The organism is Variovorax sp. GW821-FHT09B01 (assembly GCF_059418345.1).
In genome coordinates, this window is the sequence record NZ_JBWKPQ010000008.1 from 252,336 (window position 1) to 265,958 (window position 13,623).

14 protein-coding genes are annotated in these 13,623 nt (G+C 68.4%); 5 read left to right on the forward strand and 9 right to left on the reverse strand.

What is annotated here, in order from left to right; all coding sequences use genetic code 11:
• Nucleotides 1–8 precede the first annotated feature (8 nt).
• The 9 genes from AC07RV_RS23255 to AC07RV_RS23295 all read right to left on the reverse strand — a co-directional run bounded on the left by AC07RV_RS23255 (nt 9) and on the right by AC07RV_RS23295 (nt 8,107).
• On the reverse strand, nt 9–719 hold the full coding sequence (locus tag AC07RV_RS23255) for an ABC transporter ATP-binding protein (RefSeq protein WP_093353985.1): 711 nt from the start codon (nt 717–719) through the stop codon (nt 9–11).
• The gene (locus AC07RV_RS23260; RefSeq protein ID WP_296776904.1) at nt 716–1,480 is read right to left on the reverse strand and encodes an ABC transporter ATP-binding protein; all 765 of its coding nucleotides are present in this window, start codon (nt 1,478–1,480) and stop codon (nt 716–718) included. The genes AC07RV_RS23255 and AC07RV_RS23260 overlap by 4 nt, the downstream gene beginning before the upstream one ends.
• The gene (locus AC07RV_RS23265; protein ID WP_296776907.1) at nt 1,473–2,450 is read right to left on the reverse strand and encodes a branched-chain amino acid ABC transporter permease; all 978 of its coding nucleotides are present in this window, start codon (nt 2,448–2,450) and stop codon (nt 1,473–1,475) included. Before AC07RV_RS23265 ends, AC07RV_RS23260 begins: the two co-directional genes overlap by 8 nt.
• Nucleotides 2,447–3,319, reverse strand: a complete 873-nt coding sequence (locus AC07RV_RS23270; RefSeq protein ID WP_296776910.1) for a branched-chain amino acid ABC transporter permease — start codon at nt 3,317–3,319, stop codon at nt 2,447–2,449. The genes AC07RV_RS23265 and AC07RV_RS23270 overlap by 4 nt, the downstream gene beginning before the upstream one ends.
• 268 nt (nt 3,320–3,587) lie before the next feature.
• A complete protein-coding gene (locus tag AC07RV_RS23275; RefSeq protein WP_296776914.1) occupies nt 3,588–4,790 on the reverse strand; it encodes an ABC transporter substrate-binding protein in 1,203 nt (400 codons plus the stop codon).
• A gap of 23 nt (nt 4,791–4,813) precedes the next feature.
• A complete protein-coding gene (locus AC07RV_RS23280) occupies nt 4,814–5,596 on the reverse strand; it encodes a GntR family transcriptional regulator (RefSeq protein ID WP_093354113.1) in 783 nt (260 codons plus the stop codon).
• Nucleotides 5,597–5,728: 132 nt separating this feature from the next.
• A complete protein-coding gene (locus tag AC07RV_RS23285) occupies nt 5,729–6,577 on the reverse strand; it encodes a fumarylacetoacetate hydrolase family protein (RefSeq protein WP_296776916.1) in 849 nt (282 codons plus the stop codon).
• Nucleotides 6,578–6,623: 46 nt separating this feature from the next.
• On the reverse strand, nt 6,624–7,376 hold the full coding sequence (locus tag AC07RV_RS23290) for an SDR family NAD(P)-dependent oxidoreductase (RefSeq protein ID WP_261215006.1): 753 nt from the start codon (nt 7,374–7,376) through the stop codon (nt 6,624–6,626).
• Nucleotides 7,373–8,107, reverse strand: coding sequence for an SDR family oxidoreductase (locus AC07RV_RS23295; protein ID WP_208509329.1), 735 nt, complete (start codon nt 8,105–8,107; stop codon nt 7,373–7,375). The genes AC07RV_RS23290 and AC07RV_RS23295 overlap by 4 nt, the downstream gene beginning before the upstream one ends.
• A gap of 123 nt (nt 8,108–8,230) precedes the next feature.
• On the opposite strand from AC07RV_RS23295, the gene AC07RV_RS23300 reads away from it, so the two are divergent.
• From AC07RV_RS23300 to AC07RV_RS23320, 5 genes are all read left to right on the forward strand, one after another.
• On the forward strand, nt 8,231–8,938 hold the full coding sequence (locus tag AC07RV_RS23300; RefSeq protein WP_057590941.1) for a FadR/GntR family transcriptional regulator: 708 nt from the start codon (nt 8,231–8,233) through the stop codon (nt 8,936–8,938).
• 55 nt (nt 8,939–8,993) lie between these two features.
• Nucleotides 8,994–10,004 (forward strand): sialic acid TRAP transporter substrate-binding protein SiaP, encoded by a 1,011-nt coding sequence (locus AC07RV_RS23305; RefSeq protein WP_218159444.1) that lies wholly within the window; start codon nt 8,994–8,996, stop codon nt 10,002–10,004.
• A gap of 100 nt (nt 10,005–10,104) precedes the next feature.
• Entirely contained in the window at nt 10,105–10,662 is a 558-nt protein-coding gene (locus AC07RV_RS23310; RefSeq protein ID WP_093353963.1) for a TRAP transporter small permease, read from the forward strand.
• A 27-nt stretch (nt 10,663–10,689) separates the two neighbouring features.
• Entirely contained in the window at nt 10,690–12,087 is a 1,398-nt protein-coding gene (locus AC07RV_RS23315) for a TRAP transporter large permease (RefSeq protein WP_093353960.1), read from the forward strand.
• 2 nt (nt 12,088–12,089) lie between these two features.
• Nucleotides 12,090–13,616 carry a UxaA family hydrolase gene (locus tag AC07RV_RS23320; RefSeq protein WP_296776930.1) on the forward strand — a complete coding sequence of 509 codons (1,527 nt, stop codon included), beginning with the start codon at nt 12,090–12,092 and terminating at the stop codon, nt 13,614–13,616.
• The last annotated feature ends 7 nt before the right edge of the window (nt 13,617–13,623 follow it).

A 13,623-nucleotide genomic window follows, 5' to 3' on the forward strand; every position in this document is an offset into this window, starting at 1 on the left:
GGAGCGCCTCAGAGTCCCAGATAGGCGCGCCGCAGCTCGTCGCTCACGAGCAGTTCGCCGGGCAGGCCCGAGAAGCGCACGCTGCCGTTCTCGAGCACGTAGGCGCGGTCGGCGATCTCGAGCGACTGGCCGACGTTCTGCTCGACCAGCAGCACGGCCAGGCCGCCATCGCGCAGCTCGCGGATCAGCGTGAACATCTCCTCGACCAGCAGCGGCGAGAGGCCCAGCGAAGGCTCGTCGAGGATCAGCAGCACCGGCTCGGCCATCAGCCCGCGCGCGATGGCCAGCATCTGCTGCTCGCCGCCGCTCATGGTGCCGGCATGCTGGTCCATGCGCTCGCGCAGCCGCGGGAACAGCGCGAACGACTTCTCGAGGTTCTGCGCGCGGCGCTCGCGCGCCCGCGTGAACGAGCCGAGCTCGAGGTTCTCGCGCACGCTGAGGTTGGGAAACACCTTGCGGCCCTCGGGCACCTGGATCAGGCCGGCCTTGACGACGTCGCGGTAGTGCGCGCCGCTCAGGTCCTTGCCGTCGAAGCGCACCGTGCCGCCCCAGGCCGGGCACAGGCCGCAGACCATCTTGTTGAGCGTGGACTTGCCCGCGCCGTTGCTGCCGAGCAGCGCGACCATCTCGCCGGCGTTCACCTTCAGGTCGACGCCGCGCAGCACCTCGACGCGGCCATAGCCGCCGCGCAGGCCTTCGATTTCCAGCAAAGCGCTCATGCTGCGGCTCCCGTTGCGGCCTTGCGCAGCCGCGCCGCGGTGCCATGCCCCAGGTAGGCCTCGACCACCCGGTCGTCGGAGGTCACCTGCGCCGGGCTGCCCTCGGCGATCAGCTGGCCCTGCGCCAGCACCCAGACATGCTCGGCGAGGTTCATCACGGCCTGCATCACGTGTTCGATCATCAGCACGGTCACGCCGCTCGCGGCGATGCCGCGCACCACCGGCATCATCTCGGCGATCTCCTGCGGGTTGAGGCCGGCCAGCACCTCGTCGAGCAGCAGCAGGCGCGGCCGGGTGGCGAGCGCGCGCGCGAGCTCGAGGCGCTTGCGGCCGGCCACGGTGAGGTCGGAGGCGGGCTTGTCGAGCTGCGGCGCGAGGCCCACGCGCTGCGCCACGGCCTCGGCTTCGCGCAGCGCATCGGTGCGGCCGCGCAGGTGCAGGTGCGCGCCGACCGCGATGTTCTCGCGCACGGTCTGCGCGGCGAAGGGCTTCACGATCTGGAAGGTGCGGGTCATGCCGAGCGCGGCATTGCGATGCGGCTCGCGGCCGGTGATGTCCTGGCCCGCGAAGCGCACGCTGCCGGCGTCGGGCTTCAGAAAGCCCGACATCAGCGCGAACAGCGTGGTCTTGCCCGCGCCGTTGGGCCCGATCAATGCGCTGAGACTGCCCTCGCGCACGGAGAGACTGACGTTCTGCACCGCCTTGAGCCCGCCGAAGGAACGCGAGACGCCCTCGAGCACCAGCAGGGACGATTCACTCATCGCGGCCTCCCTTCGCGCTCCAGAGCTGCCGCACCGACTGGCCGATGCCCGCGATGCCGCGCGGCACGAAGATCACGATCAGCACGAGCACGGTGCCGTAGATCACCATGTTGATGCCCGGCAGCTCGCCGAACAGGTTGCGCGTGAAGTCCGACAGCAGGTGCAGCACCACCGCGCCGAGCACCGGGCCCCACACGGTGCCCATGCCGCCGACGATGGCCGCCACCAGCGCCTCGACCGACACGCCCGCGCCGTAGGCGATGCCGGCATCGATGTACTGGAACACCTGCACGTAGAAGGCACCGGCCGCGCCCATGAAGGCGGCCGACAGGCCGATGGCCGCGAGCTTGACGCGGAAGGGGTTCACGCCGACGGCGCGCGCCGCGTCCTCGTTGTCGCGCACCGCCTGCAGGTAGGCGCCGAAGCGGCCGTTGCGCAGCCAGCAGGTGACGAGCAGCGCCACCACGACCATCGCGAGCACCACCCACAGGTAGCCGGCGCGCGTGGCGAACTGCAGGTTGGCGACCGATTCGCGCAGCGGCACCATCAGGCCGACACCACCGCCCGTGAAGTCGACCGACAGCGCGAGGATGCGGAACACCTCGGCGAAGGCCAGCGTGACCAGCGCGAAGTACGAGCCCTTGAGGCCGTAGCGGAAGCTCAGCGCGCCGATGAAGAGCCCCACCAGCGCGGCACCGGCGATGGCCAGCGGCAGCGCGATCCAGGCATTGATGCCGCCCTGCAGCTGCGCGATGGCCTGGATGTAGGCACCGGTGCCGAAGAACAGCGCATGGCCGAACGAGAACTGGCCGCCGAAGCCGCCGAGGATGTTCCAGGCCTGCGCGATCAGCGTGGCGTAGAGCGCCATCATCACGAAGTTGAGCGTGACGCCCGAGGTCGTGACCAGCGGCACGCACGCCACCAATACCGCGAACAGCGCGATGCCCGCGAGTTGCTTGCCCGCGCTCATGCCTTGGCCCCGAACATGCCCTGCGGCCGGAACAGCACCACGCCGATGAAGATCGCGAAGATGCCGATCTGGCCCAGCGATTCGCCGAGATAGAGGCCGCCGAGCGACTCCACCACGCCGACCAGGAAGCCGCCGATCAGCGCGCCGACGAAGCTGCCCATGCCGCCGAGCACGACGATGGTGAAGGCCACGAGCACGAAGCCGCCGCCGACCTGCGGGTTGACGTAGTAGGCCGGCAGCAGGAAGCAGGCGGCCGCGCCGAGGCAGGCCAGGCCGATGCCGAAGCTCATGGCGTAGACATGGTCGACGTCGATGCCCATGAGCTTGGCGCCCTCCTTCTCCTTGGCGACGGCGCGGATGGCGCGGCCGAGATCGGTGCGGCCCATGATCCAGAACAGGATGCCCGAGACCACGAGCGCGCCCGCGAAGGCCACCAGCTTGGGCACGGCGATCATCGCGGGGCCGATGGCCACGGTGCTCAGCGAATAGGCGGTGTCGATGTTGCGCGTGTCGGACTTGAAGAACAGCAGCGCGAGGTTCTCCATCACGATCGCGATGCCGAGCGTGGCGAGCAGGATGTTTTCGTCCTTGCCGTGGCCCGCGCGGTTGATGACCACGCGCTGCAGCGCATAGCCGAGCGCGAACATGCCGAGCACCACCACGGGCAGCGCGAGGTAGGGATCGATGCCCAGCCGCTCCTTGAGGAAGTACACCGCGTACAACGCCACCATCAGGCAGGCACCGTGCGCGAAGTTGATGATGTGCAGCACGCCGTAGATCAGCGTGAGGCCCAGCGCGATCAGTGCGTAGACGGCGCCTGTCGTGAGGCCGTTGAGCACCGACGGAAAAAGGATGCCGAGGTCTAGCATTTTGGGAACGTGCGCTCGTTTTGGAGACCGCCCGGCATGCGGTGCGGGTCGGTCGACCCCACTGCGCCGGCCGCTTCGCGGCTGCCCTGCGGTGCTCGCGTTTCGCGGGGTCTCGCAGAACTCGCTTCGCTCAAACAGCTGCGAGCCCTGATCCGCGAAACGCTGCGCTCCTCGGCGGCGCAGAGGGGATCGCCCGCCCCGCACCACATGCCGGGCTCCGCGGCTGATCGACAGCTGCCTGAATACCGTCGCATGGTTGGTCGCACGCTCATGCCTTCAGCGGGAACAGCGGCTCCACCTCGCGGTAGTCGCGCGGGATGATGACCTTGATGTCGTTCTTCACCACCTGCGTCATCAGCGGCTGCGCGCCCTCGTTCTGGCCATTGACGAACTTGGTCGGGCCATAGGGCATGAAGTGGTTCGAGAAGGTGCTCTTCTCGAGCGCATCGACGATCGCGGCGCGCTCGCCCGATTTGGCGCGCTCCAGCGCATCGGCCAGCAGCCACATCGAGGCATAGGTCATGAAGACCTCGTAGCTGAAGAACTGGCCCTTGGCCTCGACGCGCTTGCGCAGCTCCTGCGCGCGCTTGTCCCTGGGATTGAACCAGTGGTTGCAGTCGATGATGCCGTTGGCCGCATCGGGAAACTCCTTCACGAACTTGTAGCTCGAGGCCGCGCCGCCGAGCACCGAGAAGATCGCCTTGGGCACCACCTTCTGCTGCTGCATGGTGCGCACCAGCAGCGCGTACTCGTTGTAGTAGTTGGCCGGGATCACGATGTCGGGGTTGATCGACTTCATGCGCAGCACGATGTTGTTGAAGTCGCGCGTGGGGTTGGCGTGCTTCACCACCTCCTTGACCTCGAAGCCGTAGCCCGGCAGCTCGCGCGCCAGCAGCTGCGCGGTGCCGGCGCCGAACAGCGACTCCTCGTGGATCACCATCACGGTCTTGGCCGGATTGCCCGCGGCCTTGTTGAGCACCAGCAGGTTGGCCATCGCGACCTCGGTCGACTTGCGGTAGCCGGGGCCGAAGCGGAAGGTGTTCTTCAGGCCGCGCTCGACGATCTGGTCGGCCACGCCCACGTCGACCACGTGCGGCAGGTTGTACTTGGCCGCGGCCTGCGTGGTGGCCAGGCAGATCGCCGAGGCGTAGGCGCCGACGATGGCGCTGACGCCGGCCTCGTTCATCTTCTCGACCTCGGCCGCGCCCGCCTGCGGCTGCGACTGCGCGTCGCCCAGCAGGGCCTCGAGCTTCGCGCCGCCGAGCGACTTGATGCCGCCCGCGGCGTTGATGTCCTCGATCGCGAGCTGCGCGCCGAGCCGGCACTGCTGGCCCGAGTAGGCGAGCGCGCCCGTCACCGGGTGCAGCACGCCCACCTTCAGCGGCTTGGGTTGGGCCCCGCCGATCAGCGGGAAGGCGAGCGCGGAGGCCAGGGTGGCGGACTGCGAAACGAAGCGGCGGCGGGTCTGCATGGGGCGTTTCCTTTTCTTTGTCTTCAGTTGAACTTGGCCGACACGTCCCGGCTGACCCAGACCTTGGCGTCGATGCTGCCGACGCGGGACAGTTGCATCTCGTAGGTGTAGCGGTCGGGCCGGTAGAAGCCGTGCAGCCACTGCACCGGGCGCTCGGCTTCGTCGTAGATCAGGCGGCGCACCGCGAGCAGGGCCGAGCCGACCGAGACGTCGAGGTGCTGCGCGAGCACGTTGTCGGCCAGGCGCGCGGAGATGGTCTGGTGGGCCCGGCCCACCTTCACGCCCGACTCCTCGAGCAGCACCAGGATCGGCTTCTTCGAGAGCTCGCGGCGGCCGAAGCGGCGCGCGATCGTGTCGGGCACGTAGGTGGTGATGTGCGAGAGCGGGCCTTCGCGCGTGGAACGCACGCGCACCGCCTTCTGCACCGGGTCGCCGAGCTGCAGCTGCAGCGCCTCGGCCACCTGCGAGGAGGCCGTGATGGTCGCGACCTCGAGCACCTTGACCGAGGTGTGCAGGCCCATGGTGACGAGGTTCTCGAGCAGGCCGCGCAGGTTGGCGCGCTCGCTGGCCGGTGCGGTCGGCGCCTCGCCCGCGACGGGGCCGATGGGCCGCGTGCGGCGGCCCGGCGTGCGCGAGATCAGCCCTTCGGCGGCGAGCTGCTCGAGCGCGCGCCGCACGGTGACGCGCGCCACGCCGAACTGCTGCATGAGCGCGAGCTCGCCCGGCAGCCCGTCGGCGGCGAAGCGGCCCTCATGCAACTGCTCCCGCAGCACCAGGTAGATCTGGTGGTACTTGGGCAAGGGCATCTGCGACATGCAGGCGATGTTTTTGCAGTTTCAATGTTCTGTCAATGGGACATTTAAAGGCGCGCGGAAACGAAAACGGCCCCCGAAGGGGCCGTCGATGGCAGGAAGCGAGCGGCTCGGCTGCCGCCTGGCTCAGAGCTTGAAGGGCACCACTTCCTGGCGCTGCTCGCCCAGGCCCTCGATGCCGAGCGCCATCACGTCGCCCTTCTTGAGGAACAGCGGCGGCTTCATGCCCATGCCCACGCCGGGCGGGGTGCCGGTGGTGATCACGTCGCCGGGTTCCAGCGTCATGAACTGGCTCACGTAGCTCACGATCTTCGCCACGCTGAAGATCATGGTCTTGGTGCTGCCGGTCTGCACGCGCTGGCCGTTGAGGTCGAGCCACATCGCGAGCTTCTGCGGGTTCTCGACCTCGTCGCGCGTCACCAGCCAGGGCCCGATGGGGCCGAAGGTGTCGCAGCCCTTGCCCTTGTCCCAGGTGCCGCCGCGCTCGATCTGGAACTCGCGTTCGCTAACGTCGTTGATGACGCAGTAGCCGGCCACGTGGTCGAGCGCGCTCTTCTGCGAGACGCAGCGCGCGCGCGTGCCGATGACCACGCCGAGCTCGACTTCCCAGTCGCTCTTGACCGAGCCCTTGGGCAGCATCACGGGATCGTTCGGGCCCTGGATGCAGCTCGTGGCCTTCATGAAGACCACGGGTTCCTTGGGCACCGGCAGGCCCGACTCGGCCGCATGGTCGGCGTAGTTGAGACCGATGGCGATGAACTTGCCGACGCGGGCCACGGGGCTGCCGTAGCGCGGCTTGCCCTTGACCGGCGGCAGCTTGTCGGTCTTGAGCTTGCGCAGCTTGGCGATGGCGGCATCGCCGAGCTGCTCGGGACCGATGTCCTTGACGACGGCGCTCAGGTCGCGCAGCTGGCCGTTGGCGTCGACGAGGCCCGGCTTCTCCTTGCCGGGGTTGCCGTAGCGGACGAGTTTCATGCTTGCTTTTCCTTGGGTGGTTGGATGGTTCTGTGGGAAGGGGCGATCAGTAGGTCGAGCGGCCGCCCGAGAGGTCGAACACCGCGCCGGTCGAGAACGAGCAGTCGTCGGTGCACAGCCAGCCTACCAGCGCCGCGACCTCCTCGACGGTGCCGAAGCGGCCCTGCGGGATCTTCGACAGCATGAAGGCGATGTGGTCGGGCGTCATCTGGTCGAAGATCGCGGTCTTGACCGCGGCCGGCGTCACGCAGTTGACGCGGATGCCGGTGTCGGCGAGCTCCTTGCCGAGCGACTTGGTGAGGCCGATGACCGCGGCCTTGCTGGCGCTGTAGGCGCTGGCGTTGGGATTGCCGTCCTTGCCGGCCACCGAGGCGATGTTGACGATGCGGCCCTGCCCTCCCTGCGCGCGCATCTGCGCCACCACCTCGCGGCAGCACAGGAACACGCCGTTGACGTTGACCTCCATCACCTGGCGCCAGTCGTCCACCGGGTAGTCCCAGAGCTTGGCGTTGGGGCCGGTGATGCCGGCGCTGTTGACCAGCGCATCGATGCGCGGCGCATGCGCTAGCGTGGCCGCCACCGCCTTGGCCACCGAGGGCTGCTGCGAGACGTCGACCTTGAGCGCGCGCGCCTTGCCCGGGCCCAGCGACTCGGCGGCGCGCGCGGCCGCGGCTTCGTCGCGGTCCCACAGCGTGACCGTGCCGCCCGAGGCGACCAGCCGCTGCGCGATGCCGAAGCCCAGCCCGGTGGCGCCGCCGGTGACCACCGCGTGGCGTCCGGCGAAGTCGAGCTGGTTCATATGGTGATGCCGCCGTCGACCGTGAAGGCCTGGCCGGTGGCGAAGATGGATTCGTCGCTGGCGAGGAACACGACCACGGGCGCGATCTCCTCGGCGCGCGCGAGCCGGCCCATGGGCTGGCGCGCGACGAAGGCCTTGCGCGCGGCCTCGGGATCGGCATTGGCGTTGATGCGCTCACCCAGCGAGGGCGTGTCGACCGTGCCGGGGCACACCGCATTGCAGCGGATGCCGCGCGTGACGTAGTCGGCCGCCACGCTCTTGGTGAGGCCCAGCACCGCGGCCTTGGTGGTGCCGTAGACGAAGCGGTTGGGCAGGCCCTTCATGCTCGAGCACACGCTCGCCATGTTGATGATGCTGCCGCGGCCCGCCGCGAGCATGCCGGGCAGCACGGCCTGGATGGTCCACATCTGGGCGCGCACGTTGAGCGCGAAGGCGAAGGCGAGGTCGTCGTCGCTGGCCTGCTCGATGGTGCCGTTGTGCACCACGCCCGCGCAGTTGAACAGCACGTCGAGCGGCGGCAGGGTCGACACCAGCGCGCCGATGGCGGCCTTGTCGAGCACGTCGAGCTTGGCGGCCGTGACGTTCGGCACGCCGGCGTAGCGCTCGAGCAATTGCGCGTTGACGTCGGTGGCCCAGACCTGGGCGCCCTCGGCCGCGAGCGCGAGCACGCTCGCATGGCCGATGCCCTGGCCGGCCGCGGTGACGAGCGCGGTCTTTCCCTTCAATCTCATGGTGTCTCCGATTCGGGTTTGGCCCGATGGGTGGCACGGGCCGCTCATCGTATTCTGAATTGGCCTTACCACTTGTCCAATTCAGGACAACCCTTAAACCCACTCGTCTTCTTTTCTGACCCCGTGCCGCTGCAGACCGTCGAACCCCAACGCCTCTATCGCCAGATCGCCGACCAGCTGCGCGCGCTGATCGGCCAGGGCGAGTTCGCCGTGGGCGCGCGCCTGCCGGCCGAGCGCGACCTGGCCAAGCAGCTCGGCGTGAGCCGTCCCTCTGTGCGCGAGGCGCTGATCGCGCTCGAGGTCGAGGGCTGGGTCGAGGTGCGCACCGGCTCGGGCGTGTACGTGCTCGACCGCTCGCACCGCGCGAGCGCGCCGGTGGCGCCCACCGAGTGGGGGCCGCTCGAGCTGATCCGCGCGCGCCGCGTGATCGAGGGCGAGACCGCGGCCATCGCGGCGCAGATGGGCAAGCGCAAGGACGTCGATGCGATGACGCGCGCCATCGAGGTCATGCGCGAACTGGCCGACCGCAAGGTGATGCCGCTCGAGGGCGACCGCGCCTTTCACCTCGCGATCGTCGGCGCCAGCGGCAACGCGGTGCTGATCGAGACGGTGCAGAACTTCTGGGACTCGCGCAAGGGCCCGATCTTCACGCGCCTGGGCGGCTACTTCGAGACGGTGTCCTCGTGGCGCTCGGCCATCGCCGAGCACGAGGCGATCCGCGACGCGGTGGCCGCGCGCGACGCCGAGGCCGCGCGCGCCGCGATGCACGAGCACATGGACAAGTCCCACCAGCGATTCAGCGCGAGCTGGCGACGCGCGAAGCCTTCCTGACTTCTCGCCAGCGTTCCTTCTTCTTCCTGCCACGACGATAACGGAGACAAGCCACATGACCAGCAGCAGCAGAAACAGCAAACGCACCGCCCTCAAGGCCCTCGCCGCCTGCGCCCTCGCGGCCGGCGCGCTCGGGGTATCGGGCCTGGCCTCGGCCCAGACCAAGCTCAAGTGGGCCCACGTCTACGAGACCTCGGAGCCCTTCCACAAGTACTCGGTGTGGGCCGCCGAGGAGATCAAGAAGCGCACCAACGGCAAGTACGACATCCAGGTGTTCCCGGCCTCCAGCCTCGGCAAGGAGGCCGACATCAACCAGGGCCTGACCCTGGGCACGGTCGACATCATCCTGTCGGGCGCGAGCTTCGCGGGCCGCACCTACACGCCACTCGCGATCTCCTACTTCCCGTTCATCTTCCGCGACGCCGAGCACCAGCTGAAGTACGCGAAGAGCGACGTGTTCAGGGAGCTCGCCAAGGGCTACGACGACAAGAGCGGCAACCACATCACGGCGCTGAGCTACTACGGCGCGCGCCACGTCACCTCGAGCGCCGCGCGGCCGGTGAGCAAGCCCGAGGACATGAAGGGCCTGAAGATCCGCGTGCCCGACGCGCCGGCCTACCTCGCCTTTCCCAAGTCGCTGGGCGCGAACCCGACGCCGATCGCCTTCGCCGAGGTCTACCTCGCGCTGCAGAACGGCACGGTGGACGCGCAGGAGAACCCGCTGCCGACCATCGAGGCCAAGAAGTTCTACGAGGTGCAGAAGAACATCTCGCTGACCGGCCACATCGTCGACTCGCTGCTCACCATCTGCTCGGGCCAGCTCTGGGGCCGGCTGTCGGCCGACGAGAAGAAGATCTTCAGCGAGGTGATGGAGGAAGCGGCCGAGCGCACGGGCCGCGAGATCATCGCCTCGGAGGCGCGGCTGGTGGACGAGTTCAAGAAGAAGGGCAACAACGTGATCACGGTCGACAAGAACGTGTTCCGCGAGGCCGTGCTCAAGGCCACCAAGCCCACCGACAACGGCTACCGCCAGCAGGACTACGACCGCATCCTCGCGATCAAGTAGGCCCCCGGCCCCGCCGCCCTTCCCATCCGCCTCGCACGGCCGGCCCCTCCCGCACCAGGGGGCCGTGCCGCGAGCGCCGACCATCCGCGAGGAGATCGTTTTGAGCGACGAGAAAATCATCGACGAAGAAGGCCACTTCCATGCGCAGGACGAGGCCGTGGACCTTTCCGACACCATCGCCGAGGGCTGGATCGCGCTCGCGCTGTTCTGGCTGCTCGGGCTCACGGTGTTCTACCAGTTCGTCACGCGCTACGTGATGAACGACTCAGCCGCCTGGACCGAGGAGATCGCGCGCTACATGCTGATCGGCGTGGTGTTCATCGGCGCGGCGATCGGCGTGGCCAAGAACAACCAGATCCAGGTCGACTTCTTCTACCGCTACCTGCGCGGCGCGCCGGGGCTGTGGCTGTCGCGGCTGGTCGACCTGCTGCGCGTGGCCTTCTTCCTCGCGGCCATCGTGATGACGGTGCAGATGATGATGAAGATCGGCAACCAGACGCGCATGACCATCGTCGATGCGCCGATGAACATCGTCTACGGCCTGTGCCTGGCCGGCTTCGCCGCGATGGCCTGGCGCTCGGTGCAGGTGCTGCGCATCCACTGGCGGCGCGGCTACAGCGTGCTCGAGCGTCCCGAATCCACCCTCGCCGACCGCTGAGGCCGCGGCAGACCCGGTTCCCACACCATGCTGAAAATCATCTTCCTCTTCTTCATGGCCGGCGGCATTCCGGTGGCCATCGCCATGGCCGGCGCCTCGCTGGTCTACATCCTGGTGAGCGACAGCACGCTGCCGCCCTTCGTGGTGATCCACCGGATGGTCGGCGGCATCGACAGCTTCCCGCTGCTGGCGGTGCCCTTCTTCATCCTCGCCGGCAACCTGATGAACAACGCCGGCATCACCACGCGCATCTACAACTTCGCGCTCGCGCTGGTGGGCTGGCTCAAGGGCGGTCTGGGCCACGTGAACGTGCTGGGCTCGGTGATCTTCGCGGGCATGAGCGGCACGGCCATCGCCGACGCGGCCGGCCTGGGCACCATCGAGATCAAGGCCATGAAGGAGCACGGCTACTCCACCGAGTTCGCGGTGGGCGTGACCGCCGCCTCGGCCACGCTGGGCCCGATCATCCCGCCGAGCCTGCCGTTCGTGATCTACGGGATGATGGCCAACGTCTCGGTGGGCGCGCTGTTCCTCGCGGGCATCCTGCCGGGCATCCTGCTGGCGATCCTGATGATGCTGACGGTGGCCTACTACGCGCACAAGAACAAGTGGGGCGCGGACATCAAGTTCTCGAGCACGCGGCTGTTCAAGGCCCTGGTGGAGCTGGCGGTGGTGATCGGCTGGCCGCTGCTGCTGTGGGTGGTGGTGGCGAAGTTCGACGCGCCGGCGCAGCTCTCGGTGTTCGTCGGGCTGGCCTCGCTGTTCGTGCTCGACAAGCTCTTCGACTTCGAGGCGCTGCTGCCGATCATGACGCCGGTGCTGCTGATCGGCGGCATGACGACCGGCCTGTTCACGCCCACCGAGGGCGCGATCGCGGCCTGCGTGTGGGCGATGATCCTGGGCTTCGCCTGGTACCGCACGCTGTCGTGGCGGATGTTCGTCAAGGTCTGCCTCGACACCATCGAGACCACGAGCACGGTGCTGTTCATCGTGGCGGCCGCCTCGATCTTCGGCTGGATGCTGACGGCCACTGGCGTCACCACCGACATCGCCAGCTGGGTGCTGGGATTCACCAAGGAGGCCTGGGTCTTCCTGCTGCTCGCCAACCTGCTGATGCTGTTCGTGGGATGCTTCCTGGAGCCGACCGCCGCGATCACCATCCTGGTCCCGATCCTGCTGCCCATCGCCACCCAGCTGGGCATCGACCCGATCCACTTCGGGCTCGTGATGGTGCTCAACCTGATGATCGGCCTGCTGCACCCGCCGATGGGCATGGTGCTGTTCGTGCTGGCACGCGTGGCCGGCCTGAGCTTCGAGCGCACGACGATGGCGATCCTGCCCTGGCTGGTGCCGCTGCTGCTGAGCCTGGGCCTGATCACCTACATGCCCAAGCTCGTGCTGTGGCTGCCGAAGATGTTCTACTGACGATGAACCCCTACATAAGACTCCATCCCGCCGACGACGTCGTCATCGCGCGCTCGCAACTGCTCGGCGGCACCGTCGTCGAAGACGTCAAGGTCCACGGCCTGATACCGCCGGGCCACAAGGTCGCGATGCGCGCCATCGCGGCCGGCGAACCGGTGCGCCGCTACAACCAGATCATCGGCTTCGCGAGCAAGGCGATCGCGCCCGGCGAGCACGTGCATGTGCACAACCTCGACATGGGCCCTGGCAAGGGCGACTTCGCACGCGACTACGCCTTCGGCGCCGACGTGAAGCCCGCGCCCGCGAAGCGCGAAGCGAGCTTCATGGGCATCAAGCGCGCCGACGGCCGCGTGGCCACGCGCAACTACATCGGCGTGCTGACCAGCGTGAACTGCTCGGCCACGGCCGCGCGCGCGATCGCCGACCACTTCTCGCGCAAGACCAACCCGGCGGCGCTCGCGGCCTTCCCCAACGTCGACGGCGTGATCGCGCTGACGCACGGCACCGGTTGCGGCATGGACACGCAGGGCACGGGCATGCAGATCCTCGAGCGCACGCTGACCGGCTATGCCACGCATGCCAACTTCGCGGCCGTGCTGGTGGTGGGCCTGGGCTGCGAGGCCAACCAGATCAACGCCTGGCTCGCGACCGGCAACCTCGCCGAGGGCGAGAACCTGCGCGTCTTCAACATCCAGGACACGGGCGGCACGCGCAAGACGGTCGACAAGGGCGTGGCGCTGATCGAGGAGATGCTGCCGCGCGCCAATGCCGTGACGCGCGAACCCTGCAGCGCGGCCCACATCACGATCGGACTGCAGTGCGGCGGCTCCGACGGCTACTCGGGCATCAGCGCCAACCCCGCGCTGGGCGTGGCGGTGGACCTGCTGGTGGCGCACGGCGGCACCGCGATCTTGAGCGAGACGCCCGAGGTCTATGGCGCCGAGCACCTGCTGACGCGGCGCGCGGTGCGGCGCGAGGTGGGCCAGAAACTGGTGGACCGCATCAAGTGGTGGGAGCACTACACGGCCATCAACGAGGGCGAGATGAACAACAACCCCTCGCCGGGCAACAAGGCCGGCGGCCTCACCACCATCCTCGAGAAGTCGCTGGGCGCGGTGGCCAAGGGCGGCACCAGCAACCTCGAGGCGGTCTACGAATACGCCGAGCCGGTGACGGCGCACGGCTTCGTCTACATGGACACGCCGGGCTACGACCCGGTCAGCGCCACGGGCCAGGTGGCCGGCGGCGCCAACCTGATCTGCTTCACCACCGGCCGCGGCTCGGCCTACGGCTGCGCGCCCTCGCCTTCGCTCAAGCTCGCGACCAACTCGGCGCTGTGGAAGCGGCAGGAGGAAGACATGGACATCAACTGCGGCGAGATCGTCGACGGCACGGCCTCGATCCAGGAGATGGGCCAGCGCATCTTCGAGCTGGTGCTGGCCACCGCCTCCGGCACGCCCTCGAAGAGCGAGCAGCACGGCTACGGGCAGAACGAGTTCGTGCCCTGGCAGGTCGGCGCGGTGATGTAGGAGCACG